The organism is Roseivirga sp. (genome assembly GCF_034669765.1).
Lineage (GTDB): Bacteria > Bacteroidota > Bacteroidia > Cytophagales > Cyclobacteriaceae > Roseivirga.
The window spans coordinates 81,963-98,887 of the sequence record NZ_JAXMOQ010000003.1; the positions used below are offsets into that span (position 1 = coordinate 81,963).

The following is a 16,925-nucleotide window of genomic DNA, read 5'->3' on the forward strand; positions in this document are numbered from 1 at the left end:
TACCAGAAGAGGCCAAAAGCCTCATCCAGTATATCAACATTTGTAACCTAATCTAATTCCATCCAAAAATCTGTGTTAAGCTAGGGTTCAACGCTACTTGAGCAGCTGGCACCGGACGGTAGTAGAACTTTGGATCGTCAAAAGTTCCTCTTTCAATGACCGTTAGAATATGTCCGCTGTTGCCGTCAGATAAAAACACACCTACGTTTTCACCGAAGCTACCAACTCTGTAGTAAGCAAAAGGAACATCTAAGGCATTTCGCTCTTTGGTGTCGGGAATTGAAGCCGAAGCATCCAAAAGAATAATATCTTCAATTCCATCGCCAGTGATATCGTGCTTACCTAAGCCACTGAAGTACAAACCTTTTGGCTCTACTTCTAACAGCTTACCAGCCTTCCAACGCATCAAGTCATCGAACCTGTAACCTTCCAAAGCCATTTCAACTCTTCTTTCTCTTCTGATTTCAAGTAAAACTGGATCCAAAACCGTAGGATACTTTGCCTGCAACATTGGATCTACAGCAACACCCATCGTCAGGTTTGGCATGCCTGCCCTGTTGCGTAATAGATTTATCGACTCGTTCAATACGGCCTGGTTCATTTCATTCAACTCAGCTTTGGCTTCGGCATAAATCAAAAGTGTTTCTGCAAATCTCAACACAGGGAAGTCTAAGTTATTGACAACCGATTGATCTGTTACATTCACAAAACCTTTTAGCTGATGATAGCCCGAGAAGTTCTTCGCCAATTGTTGAACATATAAACCAGCACCTTGGCTGTAAGTTCTTGAGTTCACCATGATAAAGCCAGGGTAAGCATAAGTTTGCGATAACCTCGCATCTCTGTTTTGAAATTCTTGAACAAAGTTGAATTCATCGTAATTGGCTTGGCTCGAATATGAAGATCCGTCTTTCATCAGGTAAGACTGTAATAAGTCTTTAGCTGGGCTAGTCTCATAGTTACCAAACACCGTCTCAGACCAGCCGCTATTTTTCACTTGGTCTAGACTATATACCCCTAAAATTACTTCGGGATTTGACTCTAAATCAGTGCTATTAAACAAGCTGCTGTAGTCCGAAGCGCTATTTCCAGTATTTTTGATACTGAAAGGACCATTGTCCATGATCTCTTTAGCAATGTCTCTCGCCAACTTCAAATACTTATCAGCAGAGGCAGCAAGATTTAGCTCACTGTGATATTTTCTGAAAGTACCTTCGTGTAGCGCATTTCTTGCCATAAAGGCTTTGGCTACCCATCTGTTCACCGCGCCATCAGGCTGGTTCTCGAAAATATTCTCTATTGCAAACTGATAGTCTTCAAACACTTTATCCACTACCATTTCACGAGAATCACGTGACTTGTTCAAGGCTTCAGTATCGCCAGTTTCAATTACAAAATCGTAATAAGGCACATCTGAATACCTTTTCACTTTGTCGTAGTAAAACTGCGCTCTGAAGAATCTTCCCAAACCTTCAAAATGATTCAGTTTTTCTTGAGAAATGTTCGCTTTTTCAAAGTTTTCTAAAAACAAGTTGATTGATCTTAGCGTACCCCAGCTCCAGCCAGAAGTAACAGTAGAAGAAGATGGAGAACTCACCATCATGGTTTTCATTTCAGTATTACCCGTAATGGCAGCATTGTCTGTTCCGCCATCGGCATAGTAAATCCCTGAACCAGGGAAATTGTAAAGGCTATTGACGTAAATATTAAGGTCTTCTTCAGTATTGAAGAAATTTTCTACGCCAATCGAAGTTTCTGGCACTACATCTAAGAAGTTGTCGTCACAAGCTGCAACTGAACAAATTAAGAAGAGTGCAATCAGTATTTTAAAATTTTTCATTTTGAATTCGTTTAAAAATCAGATGATTACAAAGTGATGTTGATACCCAATACATATCGTCTTTGGAACGGGTAAGTGTAACCTTTACCTACTCCTCTTCCACCGCTCACGGCAGGGTTATACTGAATGGCATTGTTTACTGCTTCTGGATCGAAGTAGTCTTTTAGTGCTGACCATTCAAAAAGGTTTTCGCCACTGGCATAAACTCTTACACTCGAAAGACCTGTTCTAGACATTAACCTTACTGGCAAAGTATAACCGATGGTTAAATTCTTGAGTCTTAAGTAAGCTGCACTCAACAAATAATCAGTTTGAGGAATGGCCAAACCTTGCGCTTGATCAATTCTTTCTCCCAAGTTTCTGTCAGCTAACCAAGACTGTAAGTGAGGGTATTTGGCATCCAAATTCTGATCTGCCAAACCTGCATCTATATAAGACTGAGAATGTCTGTCTCTATCTGCACCAGTTTCTGATTCAGCTCTGTAGAAATCGTTCAAGTGAGCATATCCACCAGCATAAGGCTGCTGATAAAAACCCCAGTACAAGTAATCCAAAGGATAGTAATCTCTCTTTCCTACTCCTTGGAAAAGAACGCTTAGGTCAAAGCCATTCCAATCGGCAGAAAGGTTCATACCATATCGGTATCTTGGAGATTGATTACCGATAACTGACAAATCTTTTGTATCATCCAAAGTGTACCCTTTAGTGATCTTATTGTCACCGTTGAGGTCTTTGTACTTTGGCCATCCTTGAACAATTGAGATAGCACCCCAAGGCACAATCGCGTTCTGATCTAAAGCATCAATTTCCTCCACAGACTGGAAGAAACCATCGTTTTGGAGGCCCCAAATTTGGCCTAACTCCATTCCTTCATAGAATTGCGTAATGCTCCCTGTTGGATTATCGAACTTAGTAATGTAAGAACGGCTGTCAGATAAGTTGAAGCCCGCTTTGAAGTTCAATGGCTTGCCTGATAAACTCACTTCGTTTTGGTAAGCTAAAGAGAATTCCCAACCGTTGGTTTTCAAATCGGCTGCGTTTTCTTTTGGTTCAGTAGCACCTAAAACATCCGGTAACTCTCTACCCAAAGTCAACATGCCTTTGGTATCTCTTCTGTAAATATCGAACGATGCCGTTACTTTATTTTCAAGGAATCCCATGTCAACACCAAAGTTTCTAGTCACTACCTCTTCCCAAGAGAAGTTATTTGAAACCAATTGAGGTGAGGAAATTTCTAGAGGAAGCTTTCCATCAATCAGGTAGTTTCCTTGGTAGGCACTCATGGTTGAAATGTATTCATACGGACCAATGGCTTGGTTACCCAAAGACCCAATCGAGCCTCTCAGTTTAAACTGACTTACCCAGTCTCTCATTCCAGCCATAAAATTTTCTTCATCTACTCTCCAAGCAACTGAAGCAGAAGGAAAGAATCCATAACGGTTATTTGAAGGGAATTTAGAAGCGCCATCATATCGACCATTTAATTCAACAATATACTTGTCGTTATAGATGTAATTAAGTCTGTAGAATACACCTCTTACTGCCCATTCCGAAACACTTTCACCCACAAACTGGTCACCAGTAGCCAAGGCAATTGTAGGTAGCGATGAAGAAATAACATTGTTACGCTGTGCACTGAAAGAGTTCCAACGGTTATGTTCTTGGTTAAAACCTAAAGTTCCGCTCAAGGCGTGATCTCCAAATTGTTGTCTGTAGCTTAAGTAGCTATTTAACACGTAGTAATTCTCTACTGAACTGGATCTGTAGGCCGAATTATTACCCTGTTCTCTGATATCACTTGGCCCAAAACCAATGTTATATTTGGTTTGGAACCAGTTTCTATCTTGTCTTCCTCTTCTGAAAGTAAAGTCAGTGTTGAAGATTAAAACATCTTTCAACAATTCGGCTTGTACGCCAAACTGAGACTGAACACTTGTAAATTCAGTAATGTCTTCTCCTCCATCTGTTAATTGAGCAGAAATTACTCCAGCTTCAGAGTTTGCCCAACTTCCGTCAGGGTTAACATCCCATGAGGTTGGGGCAATATTGTAGATAGAGGTAATATCGAAGTAAGAAGGTTCTTTTCTTTCCGTAGTGGTTAAATAAGTGTTGTTGCTGATGGTTAACCAGTCGTTGGCTTTGTATGAAACCTTGCTTCTTACAGTGTATCTATCAAAGTAATCATCAGCAATGGCCAAAACTCCATCTTGATGACTGTATGAACCTGAAAGCAAGTAATTAACGCGATCGTCACCACCACTGATAGAAAGCTGGTGATTGCTCGATGTAGTTTGATCCTTCATGAAATGACGTGACCAATCTTGACCCCCCATGTATTCCCAAGCAGCTTCGTTGGTGGGGTTCATTCTTACCCCAGACAATGATGGATCGTTAGAGCGATCTCTGGCCCAAGCATAATACTGATCACTGAAGTTAATATTGTCCCAAGGCGTGTTGTCAGTTGATGTTTCTAACAATCTTGAGTAGATATAAGGGTCAGTGATTTTGTCTGGCAATACTGTAGCTTGGTTCATTGAAGTGTAACCAGAGTAGCTAATCTTCATTTTATCTGAACCATTTTTTGTAGTGATAATTACTACACCAAAAGCTGCCCTTGCACCATAAATGGCTGCTGAAGAAGCATCCTTAATTACTGAAATACTTTCAATATCCTGTGGAGCAATACGGTTCAACTCCACCGCATCAGAAGGAACACCATCAATCAAAATGAGCGGACTTCCACCATTGATTGAGGTGATACCTCTAATGTTAATATTAGGGGTAGAGCCCGGAGCACCAGAGTTACTATCAATATTCAGGTTAGGAATAACCCCTTGAAGTCCTTCTGTTACACTGCTGATTGGTCGTTTTGCCAATTGCTGAGCATCTACTTGATCTACAGCACCAGAAAGATTTACTTTCTTTTCTACACCGTAACCCACGACTACAAATTCTTGAAGTTCTTTAATGTCTTCTTCAAGTGTGATGTTAATAGTTGACTGATTGTTTACAGTTACTTCTTGTGAAAGAAAACCCACGAATGAGAATACGATCACCGATTCTTGATTTTTCACTTTGATGGAATACTCTCCATCAGCACCTGTAATCATTCCATTGGTGGTTCCTTTTTCAAAAACAGTCACACCAAAAATTGGCTGACCGTCAACATCTGAAATCAGACCTTTGACATTTAAATCTTGGGCAATGCCAAGCACAGACACAAATAAGCACATCAACATTAGGCATGTTCTGCGGAGCTGCCGATGTTGGGTTGAAATAGTGGATGTTAATCCTTTCATAAGTTTTGTTTTAGTTTTAGAGCAGATTTTAGATTGTCAAATGTAGGCTCGACATGTTACCCCATGATTAACCGCGATTTAATTTTAATTGAATAGTTGTTCAATCTATTTTCCGCATATTTGGGTCGCGGAATTACTCCAACAATCAATGGGAAGAAAGAACATTAAAGACCTCAGAAGGCAAGAAATAGTCAAAGCATTCTATAAAACGGCTAAGGCAGAAGGGCTTCAAAATGCCTCTATTGCTAAGATTGCGGAAGCCATGGATGTTAACCCTAGCTTAATCTTGCATAACTTTAAGAACAAAGACGAACTCGTGCTTGCCCTAATTGATTACATTTTAAGTCGTTATCAAAAAATTTATACCACTCGAAAAGAAGGCTCATCTATTGACCACTTAAGAGAGGTGCTCAACAACCTATTCTCAAGAAAATGGAATGCCCTAATTAGCGATGACGTGTATTACAGTTGCTACAGCTTGATCTTCAGAAACAATGTGATCCGTTCTAAATACAAAGAGTTACATGACTCTTTACGGGTTTGGTTAGAGACACATTTGGTAGAATGTATCGAAGAAGGTTCTCTTGAACTGGAAGACCCAAAACGAACCGCGAATTTGATTTACACTATTTTAGAAGGCGCCTACTATTATTTATGTATGGAAAAGAATACGAACAGAAAAGATGAAATCATGGAGCAGTATAAACACCATGCTTATGATATCCTGAAGCTAAAGGTCTAACTTTTGCTTTGTTGCTTGTTCCAAAACTTTTGTTCAAATTGACTTTAAGGATCAAAAACACAACAATGGAAAGCTTTAATTGGGAATCGTTCACACAGAAAATAGCTGTAAAAGCAAGTTTATCTGAATTATACGATGCTTGGACAGTATCTAGAAAAATAGAAAAGTGGTTTTTGAGTGAAGCTACTTTTTACAATTCAAATGGAGAAGCCTTAACGCCTGACCAGCACGTAACTCAAGGCGGTTCTTACCAATGGGAATGGTTTCTATTTGATGATGTTGAAAAAGGAAAAATTACTGAGGCCAATGGCACCGACTTTTTGCAATTCACTTTTGCTGGCGAATGCTTGGTTGATATTCAACTCACCCAAGTTGACGATGTTGTGATGGTTCAATTGACCCAAAAGGATATTCCAACGGACGATAACTCAAAACAAGGAATAAGGTTGGGCTGTGCTTCGGGTTGGGCTTTTTTTCTCGTCAACCTAAAATCTGTTTATGAGGGTGGCTTAGACCTAAGAAACAAAAACGAGTCGCTCAAAGGAATGGTCAATAACTAATTCATTATCCGGAAAAAACACTGAGTATGACAATTGATATCCATGAAACTGGAGAGATTAAAATTGCAGAAGTAACCTCTGACGGTTTCGTCATCAATAACAAAGAAGATGGTTTGGACCTTCTTGGCAATCTCTATTTTCAAGGTTTTGATCATGTAATCCTTCATAAGGAAAATATCGCTCCAGATTTTTTTAATCTTAAAACGGGGATTGCTGGTGAAATACTTCAAAAGTTCTCCAACTACAGGGTTAAGCTGGCCATAATCGGAGATTTTACCGGTCACCCAAGTAAAAGCCTTCAGGATTTCATCTTTGAAAGCAATAAATTGGGACAAATCAACTTCTTTCAAACACTGGATGAAGCGATAAAGAAGTTTTCTAAAAAATAAAGATTTCTATTTCAGAAAGCACATCTGAACCTTTTTGGCTGCATGTACATTCTCATTACAATTGACAACAACAAATACAAATACAACCGTTTTTATAAGTTTAATTAACTTGGAGCACAAAGAGCCCTGCAATGGAGGAGAAGAGTAAGAAAAAAAAAGGCGTCACCAAACGTGATATCATTGAGCTGTCCATTGTTGTGGTGGTTTTTCTGGTTATTTATTTAACAGGTTCTCAGGCGGAAGTTTTTGGCAAAGTTCAACAGGCTGTATTAATTACGGGTGTTGTCAACGCGTCTGAATTAGATGCTGATGAGGTTGTGGATGCCGATTACAATTTCCGATTGGTAAATGAAGAAGGCAACAAAATAGATGTCCGTGATTTAAAAGGAAAAACCATTTTCATTAACATTTGGGCCACTTGGTGCCCTCCTTGTGTGGCCGAAATGCCCAACATCAATTCGCTTTACAACAAGATTGAAAACAAAGATGACATCGTGTTCTTGATGATTTCACATGATGATGAAATGCGCACGGCTCGCACTTGGATTAAACGAAAAGGCTTCGATTTCCCTGTATACAAACTGGCCTCTCCTCTACCCGATGTTTTCGAAACAGGTGTAGTCCCCTCTACTTTCGTGGTTTCACCTGAAGGCAAAATCGTAGTAAGCAAAACAGGGATGGCCAATTACGACACCAAACGCTTTAAGAAATATTTGCTCAAGCTGGCTGAGAAATAAGGCGATGTTCCTTAAGTTTATGAGCTAAAGTGGCAAAACCGAATTAAATTTGGTTCAACTATATTAGGTTGCCCTTTATTTCTGAATAAACTTTGACATTAGCCATGAAGCTCATACACCTTTCTATTTTAACTTTTAGTCTAGCCGCTATTTCCTGCACTCCTTCTAAAAAAGACAAGTTCTCATTAGCCAACCCTGAATTGATTAGCTACAAGGTAGAGCAAACCATGCCGCATGATTCTTCCGCCTACACGCAAGGTCTACTAGTACATAAAGGAAAAATATTTGAAAGCACTGGCCAAGAAGCTTCTTGGATTGGAGTAGTAGACCCTTCGACTGGAAAGCCAGACAAAAAAGTAATACTAGACGACAAATATTTTGGAGAAGGAATTACCATTCTGAATAACAAAATCTACCAACTCACTTGGCAAGAAAAAGTGGGCTTTGTTTACGATTTAGAAACCTTTGAGCTACTAAGAGAATTCAAATACAATAACGAAGGTTGGGGGTTAACCCACGATGGTAAAAATCTGATTATGTCAGATGGGTCAAATTCCCTTTCGTTTTTGGACACCGCCAGTCTTACCACTGTAAATAAACTAAATGTAACCTATAAAGGAGTAGCAGTAAGTAGTTTGAACGAGCTGGAATATGTAGATGGTTTTATTTGGGCAAACATTTACCAAAAAGACCAAATCGCTAAAATTGACGCAACAACAGGCGAAGTACAAGGTTTCTTAGACCTATCGGATTTAACCTACCGTACCAGATTGTTGAACCCTAATGCTGATGTTTTAAACGGAATTGCATGGCATGAATCCACCAAGTCATTATTGGTGACAGGCAAGCTTTGGCCACTGATTTATGTATTGAAACTCACAGGCAGTCCTGAAAAATAAGCCCTTAATTTTTGATCATTGGTCACCTTTACCACCACTTTAGAGCAACTTCATTATGGCCATTGGAGCTATCATTTGCCTGTTAATCCAGAAATAACAGCTCAATTCACAGATGGCAATAACAGACGGGTAAAGTGCATCCTCAATAACAAAGTCACTATCAATACGGCTTTAATGCCTGTGAATGAAGGAAGCTACATTCTTATCAACCAGAAAGCGAGAACCGAACTCAATATAAGTGAAGGCGATGAGATTGAAGTGACTTTAGAAAAAGACAATTCAGAATATGGTATGCCAATGCCTGAGTCCTTTCGGGTTCTACTCGATCAAGATGAGATTGGCGCTAAATTATTCCATTCGCTTACTCCTGGCAAGCAACGTAACCTAATTTACATTGTTGGAAAAGTGAAGAGTGTAGACAGCCAATTGAATAAATGTTTAGCCATTATAGATCACCTTACAGAAACCAATGGGAAATTAGACTTCAAAGCTTTGAATGTAAAAATCAAGGAGTACAATCAGCGCGGTAAAATGCTTTAGGGTTTTGGTAAAAGCAACAAGCTCAGCCACATTATTGAACAGAGAGTTCCATTTACTTAAAGAGTTGACTCCCACTTAGTCGTATTAAACCAAAAATGGGACTACCCTGTCAGGCAGTCCCATTTTATTTATCTCTGTATTAGATCCCACTAGTTTATCTCTTTCACTTCAATCTCCATCACATCTACCGCACTCACCTGAAAATAACCGAATGCTCCATTCGACAGATTGGTTCTTGGATTCGCGGGAGGGGGGGTAAACATTCCTCCATCGTTGTTAAGCAAGTTTGATAAATCATTGTAGAAAATAAACGCCTCACGGCTTATACTGTACATTTCCACTTTAGCGAATTCGCCCGGTTTATAATAACCAGCGGTAGGTATGCCGCTAATGGCTTCTCCTAAAAACTCATCTTCAGAGAAATAGATATCCCCTTCAAAGTCCCTAAGTGTCCTGCCATTTCTATAGAACTTAAAAAGGTAATGATCAACCCTATCCTGCGGTTCTCTAGCATAAAACAGAATTTCATAAAATCTCCCTTCCTCTTCTGGATCCTCCATTTCATCTAAATCAATAGTATTGACAAGAGAGTCAATTTTCGTCACTGGCAACATGGTTTCTGTGGCTGTATAATCCATGCCATCCACTGTGACTTTTAGATGGTAAGTTGTCCAAATGCTACCTGCATATGGTGTTTGAGGTAAATAATAGCCTTCCTTCGAAGGGTCATTACCTGGGTTGTGTACGTATACAACTTCATTATTAGCATCGTCAGTAACCGTAACTACAGCGTCAGTAATGGCTGGGTTTGGGTCTAAAGAATAGAAGCCTCTTGTGTAAGAGAGTTTAATAAAGTTAAGTTCAGAGTTATTGGTCAATACGCCATCAATAACCAGCTTTGGCCCAGAAGCAATTGTATCGATATTGACGGTTTCTTCACAGGAAACGAAGAAAACAGTCAAGGAAAACAGAATATATTTATATAGATTTTTCATCTTGATATAGCCTCGATTAAAATTTAATATTATAAGTAACTGAAGGTAAAATCGGGAATAGATAGATCATTCGTGCTTCCTTCTCATTCCCATCGCCAATGGTATTCCCATCCTTATCTTGCCTCACGCGAGTATAGAGTGAAAAGGGATTCTTACGACTATAAGCATTGTATAAAGAGAATACCCATGATGTTTTCCACTTTCTATTTGCATTAGATTTTGGCGTTAGTGTTGCACTTAAATCGAGCCTGTGGAATGCAGGCAAATTGTACCCATTTCTTTCGGTAATTACATCGGCCGAATATCCGTCACCCCATTCGTAAGTGCCTGAAGGAATGGTTGTCGGCCTTCCAGTTCCATAGGTAAAACCTCCACCAAAGGACCATTTATCACTGTAATCATAAGTAGCCAGCATATTGAAGCTATGTCGTCTGTCGTAGTTTGCCAAAAAGGTTTTACCCACGTTTACGCCATCGATTGTCCGCTCTGTTTTTGATAAAGTATAAGCAATAAAACCAGTAAGTGCTCCCTCCTTTTTCTGTAAGAAGAGCTCTAAACCATAAGCCTCTCCATCACCTTGACGATATTCAGTACTCAAATCAGTATTAAAGAAAACCTGAGCGTTATCAGCAAAATCCGTAACGTTGTCCATCTTCTTGTAGTAAGCCTCCGCAGAAAACTCATACATATTATCATTTAGATTTTTGAAATAACCAATGGCCACCTGATCCGCTACTTGAGGTTTCAGATAATAACTGCTCGGTGCCCAAGTATTAAATGGTAGCGGTACTGTTCCACTAGAAATCAAATGTGTATTCTGAACCATTCGGTTATAACTCATTTTCATTGAGCTCGATTCAGTAAGCATATAACGCAAAGAGAAACGTGGCTCGATGTTCACATAGGTTTTGATGGGCTCGAAACTTATGAAGGAAAGGGTATCCGTTCTTACTGGATCAATATTATCCTTTTCATTTTCGTACAAATAAACATCGCCTTTGCCTACGCTCTGAAAAACGGAGAGTCTAGCGCCATAGGTCATGGTAAGTTTCTTGGAAACCTCATGTTGAGCACCAAGATAAAAAGCATGGTCTAAAGCATATTCATGCTGCAATTCGGTTGCTGTGAAAATAGACTCATCGCTGGATGGAGTGATTTTCCCTGGCGCAAATCGCTTATAGGTTACATGATAACCGAAATCCAATTCGAATTGTGGGGTGGCAAAATAATTAAAGTCATTTTTGAAGCTGAATTCCTGGAGGTTAGAATCCCAACGAATCCCCTGTACTGGGTCTTCAATATCGAGCCCGTAATCAAAGCTTGATGCAATCAGCGAAGTGTTTGAAAACAGCTTATCGCTAAATAGGTGGTTCCATCGGAAAGTAGCCGTCTTATTTCCCCAGTTAAAGCCAAAATCTTCGCCAAAACTGAAATCATCACGCCCTGAATAAACCGACAAAAAGAAACGGTTCTTATTATTGGCTCTCCAATTCACCTTGGCGTTGATATCGTAAAAGTAAACCAAGTTATCATTGTTGGCCGCCCTTAAAAACAAATCGACATAGGACCTTCGAACCGAAAGCAAGTAGGAACTCTCGTCTTTCTTAATTGGCCCTTCCACCGAAATACTACTGGCCAATAGACCAATTCCAGCTTCGCCTTCAAACTCCTTATTATTTCCATCACGGGTTCTAACATCCAAAATGGAAGAAAGTCTTCCTCCAAAACGAGATGGAATTCCGCCTTTGTAAAGCTCAGAATCCTTGATGATATCAGCATTGAATACCGAAAACAGACCGAATAAATGTGATGGATCATACACCGGAGCTTCATCAATCAAAATTAAATTCTGATCTGCACTTCCTCCTCGTACAAAGAAACTGGAAGTGCCCTCGCCCGCAGAAATCACTCCCGGAAGCATCTGAATAGTTTTGATAATGTCGGGCTCACCAAAAAGAGCTGGAAGCTTTTTCACCTGCTTGATGTCCAAATCATTCCTACTCATTTGAATGCTAGACACATTGGCAATTGGACTTTCACCCGTTACCACCACCTCTTCCAATTCAGTAAATTCTTCTGGAAGGGCAATGTTTAATTCAATATCCTTGTCCAGCGTGATCTTCTTTTCTATGGTTTTATAACCAATAAAACTGTACTTGACCGTATAATTTCCTGGTGCAAGCGTAATGGAATAAAATCCATAATTATTGGAAATGACTCCATTCCCAATTTCGACTACTAAAACTGTGACCCCGAGGAGTTCTTCTCCGTTGGAGGCGTCTCGTACATAACCGTTCAAGGTGACCTTCTCTTGAGCAGATGCTAGTACAGAACACAATACGACACCTGCCGTAAGTAAAAATTTGCGCATAATTTAAATTAGAGTTTTGACCTGTTGTTTGTTTAAAAAAATTAGACCTAAAATAGCCTAACCACTTTAATGACGATTCAAATGATGGATACACTTAGACACCATTAAAAAATAATCTTAAGAGTAAGTCGTAAAACCTAAAGAAAGGTTGCAGAAAGCTTCAATTAAATTGGATTTCAGTCGGAAAATTAAGTTAAATATACATGGAGGATATAAAAAAAGAGCTTAGACGAAATCTAAGCTCTTTCAAATTCTTATAAATTTTCTTTTAATTCATCGCAATTACACCGCATCCAATTCTTGGACCCGCAGCACCTGACGGTTGAGAAGTAAAATCATCTATCCCAGCGTGTACAATTACCGCATGGTTCAAAATGTTAGAACTATCATCTCCACCAATTGTCCAGCCTTCCACTTCCATAGAAAGTGTTCCACTTCCATCTTCACCAACCATTAGGTTGCCAATATCGCCTTTGTGAAAGTCTCCACCTTCAGCTCTATTGCCGTGATCTACGCCCATTGGGTTCCAGTGGCCTCCAGCCGAAGTACCATCTGCCGCAGAGCAATCCCCTACCGCATGAATATGCACTGCGTGATTACCTGGCTCTATGTTCATTAGACTTACATCCAACTTGATATTCCCATTGGATAATTCTTTAAATACAACCGTCCCTTTCAGGTTGCTATCGCTTTTACTTTCTAATTCTACCGTTACACTTTTCATAGGTTCAGCCGCCATTTCAGTGGCTGCATCTGACTTTTCCTCAGACTTCTCTTTGTTTTGAGAACATCCAAAAGTCATGGCTGCAACTGCACAAATTAGAAGCATTCCATTGATCTGTTTTTTCATCATATCGATTTCGTTTAATTCTAGTTCAAAGGTTCAAATTATATAACAGAACTACAATGAGAAGTGTTTTAATTAAGTTCAGTAAAGAGAGATTTCATGCAGGCTCGCATTCCAGAAGTTAAATCGATTTAGATTCTAAATGGTTTCTCTCCTCTCAGATTAATAATATTAAATCTATCAATCCAAACCCCGCCATCCACAAACTCTTGTCCATTATGGACATCTATGTAATGCAGGTTTAAACATCAATACGAACTACTATGATAATTTTTGCATTACCGCAAGGCACTTTACTATATTTGCAAGCTCAAATCAATACAATGCGCCTCAGACAATTAGCCCGTAAACTCCAAGTTCAGCCCAAGCAGTTAATCGGTATTTTATCCAAAAATGGGCACGAAATTGAAAACGACCCTAATTTTAAACTGACCGAAGAACAGGAAAACCTTATTCTTTCTATCGTTCCAGTGCCTGAAGCGCCTATTGAGTCCAAAGTAGTTACTCCCAAAAAAGAAGCAGTTAAAGTAGTTGAGGCCATAGAAGAGCCTTTGGAAGTTGTTGAAGAAGTAGAGATTCCCACTGAAGAAGTTCTTACGCCCGAAGTAGTGGAAGAAGCACCAAAAGCAAAACCGAAAACTAAAGCACCGGAAGAAGCGCCAAAGGTGTATAGCTTAGAAAAAGAAGCGCAAGAAAAACACAAGGATGTTGAATTGATTAAAGCGCCTAAACTAGAACTGGAAGGATTGAAAATATTGGGTAAAATTGACTTACCTGAACCCAAAGTGAAGGAAAAGACTAAACCAGTAGAGGCAGAAGAAACTACAGAAAAGCCACAAACTCGGAAGGCTACTCAAAACAGAAGCAATCCTACCCACGACCGCAAAAGAGAAAATCAACGTACAAGACCTACTGCACTTGAGCTAGAAAGAAGAAAGGCTGAAAAAGAAGCCAGACAAAAGAAATTGGCCGAAGAAAAACGCATTAAAGCTTTAAAAGAAAAGCACTATAAAGAAAATGTGCAGGCCAAATTAAAAGCTACTGCCGCAAAGAAAAAGAAGCAAAAATCAGAAACCAATCAGGCTATTGAACAACCCAAAAAAGCCACCAAAGTACCTGTTAAAAAACAAGCGCCTAAAAAAGGTCTCCGCAGGCTTTGGGCATGGCTCAATGGAAAATTGGATAAGTATTAGCCCTTGTTGGTGTTGTCACCAACAAGCCACCTTTTGGCTTCTTCTTTCCTATAATAGCTAACGATTTTGTCCTAGCAGGCGGCACACCTAAGGCTATACAGCATAAATGTTAGTGTGAATACTCCTCCTTGGAGAAGGAGGTTGCCTGCCAGCCGCAGGCTGGGGAGGATTGACATTCACTATCAATAAAATTGTAATTCTAATCCCCCTAGCCCCCTTTTCGGTTCACGAATAACCATCACATTTTGTTGGTGACAACACCAACAAAGGCAGAGGTGACAAGGCCAACAAAGGGAGACACCTCATTCCTATTTACACAGTAGGTGCTTCCAATCAAATTAAAACGATTACATTGAATGATTAATGATGAAATCGTTTCTACATGATTCATCATAAACCACAATAGACTTATGAAAAAACTAATTTACTTCACGCTAGCCCTGTTTACCCTTGTTTCATGTGGCAAGGAAGAAGAGGCAGAAACCAACAAGTTCGATTTCGATGGAATCGATGAAAGCATTAAGCCAGGAGACAATTTTTTCCTCCACGTAAACAAAACTTGGTACGATAACGCTGTAATCGCAGACGACCAATCAGGCGTTGGCTCTTATAGCTTCTTAAATATTCCTCAGAAGGTACTTTTAGAAAATATTTTGGTAGAAGTATCCAGCGGAACTCATGAAAAGGGCAGCGCTGATCAAATGGTAGGCGATTTTTACAACTCAGGAATGAATACCACACTCATCAACGAACGTGGTTTTGAACCCATTCAACCTTTACTTGATCAAATCAACGCCATCAACTCTATTTCAGCAATGATGCAATTTGTTTCCAATGAGTTCAAGTCAGGAAATGGTTCATTGATCAGCATGGGCGTTTCTCCAGACGATGAAAACAGCAGCGTCAACATGTTGCATTTTGGTCAAACTGGTCTTGGCTTGCCCGACCGCGATTATTACTTTAAAACGGATGAATCTACCCTTGAAATCCAAAAGGCATATCAGGCCTATTTGACCAAGCTGTTTGAGTTAACAGGAAATGATAATGCAGCTCAAAGTACTGCAACTGCTTATGGCATCGAAAAGCAATTGGCGGAAGCGCATAAAACGCGTATCGAGCGTAGAGATGTCAAAGCCAATTATAATAAACTGGCCGTAGCCAATCTTAATAAAAATCAACCCAATATTGGCTGGTCCAAATTGTTAAGTCAGTTAGGAGCAGCAGCCGATTCTGTCGATGTGGGTCAACCTGCCTACTATGCAAAACTGAATACTATGCTTCCCTCAATTCCTTTAGCCGATTGGAAGACCTATTTAAAAGCGAATGTATTGACCAATTATGCCGACATCTTAAGTGAGCCTTTTGAAACTGCTGCTTTCGAATACTCAAAAATCATTTCTGGGCAAGCCGTGAAACAATCACGTGCTCAAATCATGGTGAATAAGGTGGACAGACAACTGGGTTTTGCACTTGGGCAGTTATACGTGGCACGATATTTCAATGAAGAGGCGAAAACCAGAGTGGCCGATTTGGTCAACAACCTGCAAAAAGCCTTTGAAACTAGAATCAATCAACTGGACTGGATGAGTGACGAAACGAAAGTTCAGGCCAAAGAGAAATTATATGCGATTACTAAGAAGGTTGGCTATCCCGATGTTTGGAGAGACTACGGAAATGTAAGCATAGAAAAGGACAAGTTTTTTGAAAATGTAGTGGCCTTGAGACAAAACGACTACAAGTATGGTTTAGACAAGTTGAATCAACCTCCTAACAAAGATGAATGGGGCACAACGCCATCGACAGTAACGGCCTACTATAACCCTTCTCAGAATGAGATTGTGTTTCCGGCAGGAATTCTACAATTCCCTTACTTCGATTTACAAGCCGATGATGCCATTAACTATGGTGGAATTGGAATGGTAATTGGCCACGAATTGACCCATGCTTTTGACGATCAAGGCGCTCAATTTGACAAAGATGGAAATGTAAAAAACTGGTGGACGGATGAAGATTACGAGAAATTCCAAGCAAAAACGCAGCAGATCATTGATCGATACAGCTCTTATACTGTTTTGGACAGTTTGCATTTAATAGGCGAATCATCTGTTGGGGAAAATACAGCAGATAATGGCGGGATCTCCATTGCTTATGAAGCCTTTAAGTTAACCAAGCAAGGACAAGACACTGTGAAAATTCAGGGATATACGCCCGACCAACGTTTCTTTATGTCCATTGCCCGTATTTGGCGTGTAAAAACCCGAGACGAGTATTTACGCAATTATGTAAAAACGAATTCCCATTCACCACCCATGTGGCGTGTAAACGGCCCCTTAATGAACTTCACTCCTTTTTACGAAGCATATGATGTTCAGCCGGGTGATGCCAATTACAAACCCCTAGAAGAAAGAATCAAGATTTGGTAAGAGCTTTAGAAAACTAGTTGAAGGCCATGGATGAATAATTCATGGCCTTCTTTATTATCTCCCTCCTAACATAATCACCGCCCAATTTTA

13 protein-coding genes are annotated in these 16,925 nt (G+C 39.8%); 8 read left to right on the forward strand and 5 right to left on the reverse strand.

What is annotated here, in order from left to right; translation table 11 throughout:
• Window positions 1-52: 52 nt before the first annotated feature.
• Together VOI17_RS06395 and VOI17_RS06400 are read right to left on the reverse strand one after the other, a co-directional pair.
• On the reverse strand, window positions 53-1,840 hold the full coding sequence (locus VOI17_RS06395) for a RagB/SusD family nutrient uptake outer membrane protein (protein ID WP_323756413.1): 1,788 nt from the start codon (window positions 1,838-1,840) through the stop codon (window positions 53-55).
• 26 nt (window positions 1,841-1,866) lie between these two features.
• On the reverse strand, window positions 1,867-5,139 hold the full coding sequence (locus VOI17_RS06400; RefSeq protein WP_323756414.1) for a TonB-dependent receptor: 3,273 nt from the start codon (window positions 5,137-5,139) through the stop codon (window positions 1,867-1,869).
• A 148-nt stretch (window positions 5,140-5,287) separates the two neighbouring features.
• Here VOI17_RS06400 and VOI17_RS06405 point away from each other — a divergent pair, with 148 nt between their 5' ends.
• The 6 genes from VOI17_RS06405 to VOI17_RS06430 all read left to right on the forward strand — a co-directional run bounded on the left by VOI17_RS06405 (window position 5,288) and on the right by VOI17_RS06430 (window position 9,006).
• Window positions 5,288-5,881: a TetR family transcriptional regulator gene (locus VOI17_RS06405; protein ID WP_323756415.1), complete on the forward strand. Its 594-nt coding sequence runs from the start codon at window positions 5,288-5,290 to the stop codon at window positions 5,879-5,881.
• A gap of 65 nt (window positions 5,882-5,946) precedes the next feature.
• Window positions 5,947-6,441, forward strand: a complete 495-nt coding sequence (locus tag VOI17_RS06410) for an SRPBCC domain-containing protein (RefSeq protein WP_323756416.1) — start codon at window positions 5,947-5,949, stop codon at window positions 6,439-6,441.
• Window positions 6,442-6,467: 26 nt separating this feature from the next.
• Window positions 6,468-6,830 (forward strand): DUF4180 domain-containing protein, encoded by a 363-nt coding sequence (locus VOI17_RS06415; RefSeq protein WP_323756417.1) that lies wholly within the window; start codon window positions 6,468-6,470, stop codon window positions 6,828-6,830.
• Between the two features lie 131 nt (window positions 6,831-6,961).
• Window positions 6,962-7,567 (forward strand): TlpA disulfide reductase family protein, encoded by a 606-nt coding sequence (locus tag VOI17_RS06420; RefSeq protein WP_323756418.1) that lies wholly within the window; start codon window positions 6,962-6,964, stop codon window positions 7,565-7,567.
• 104 nt (window positions 7,568-7,671) lie between these two features.
• Window positions 7,672-8,466, forward strand: coding sequence for a glutaminyl-peptide cyclotransferase (locus VOI17_RS06425; protein WP_323756419.1), 795 nt, complete (start codon window positions 7,672-7,674; stop codon window positions 8,464-8,466).
• 18 nt (window positions 8,467-8,484) lie between these two features.
• Window positions 8,485-9,006, forward strand: coding sequence for a YdeI/OmpD-associated family protein (locus VOI17_RS06430; RefSeq protein ID WP_323756420.1), 522 nt, complete (start codon window positions 8,485-8,487; stop codon window positions 9,004-9,006).
• Window positions 9,007-9,155: 149 nt separating this feature from the next.
• Here the strand turns inward: VOI17_RS06430 and VOI17_RS06435 are convergent, their stop codons facing one another.
• The 3 genes from VOI17_RS06435 to VOI17_RS06445 form a co-directional block, all read right to left on the reverse strand.
• Window positions 9,156-10,001 carry a DUF4249 domain-containing protein gene (locus VOI17_RS06435; RefSeq protein ID WP_323756421.1) on the reverse strand — a complete coding sequence of 282 codons (846 nt, stop codon included), beginning with the start codon at window positions 9,999-10,001 and terminating at the stop codon, window positions 9,156-9,158.
• A gap of 16 nt (window positions 10,002-10,017) precedes the next feature.
• Window positions 10,018-12,372 carry a TonB-dependent receptor gene (locus VOI17_RS06440; RefSeq protein WP_323756422.1) on the reverse strand — a complete coding sequence of 785 codons (2,355 nt, stop codon included), beginning with the start codon at window positions 12,370-12,372 and terminating at the stop codon, window positions 10,018-10,020.
• A gap of 268 nt (window positions 12,373-12,640) precedes the next feature.
• Window positions 12,641-13,225 carry a superoxide dismutase family protein gene (locus VOI17_RS06445; protein ID WP_323756423.1) on the reverse strand — a complete coding sequence of 195 codons (585 nt, stop codon included), beginning with the start codon at window positions 13,223-13,225 and terminating at the stop codon, window positions 12,641-12,643.
• Between the two features lie 317 nt (window positions 13,226-13,542).
• Between VOI17_RS06445 and VOI17_RS06450 the strand changes: the two genes are divergently transcribed.
• Both VOI17_RS06450 and VOI17_RS06455 read left to right on the forward strand, forming a co-directional pair.
• Entirely contained in the window at window positions 13,543-14,412 is an 870-nt protein-coding gene (locus tag VOI17_RS06450) for a hypothetical protein (protein ID WP_323756424.1), read from the forward strand.
• Between the two features lie 410 nt (window positions 14,413-14,822).
• Window positions 14,823-16,835 (forward strand): M13 family metallopeptidase, encoded by a 2,013-nt coding sequence (locus tag VOI17_RS06455; protein WP_323756425.1) that lies wholly within the window; start codon window positions 14,823-14,825, stop codon window positions 16,833-16,835.
• The last annotated feature ends 90 nt before the right edge of the window (window positions 16,836-16,925 follow it).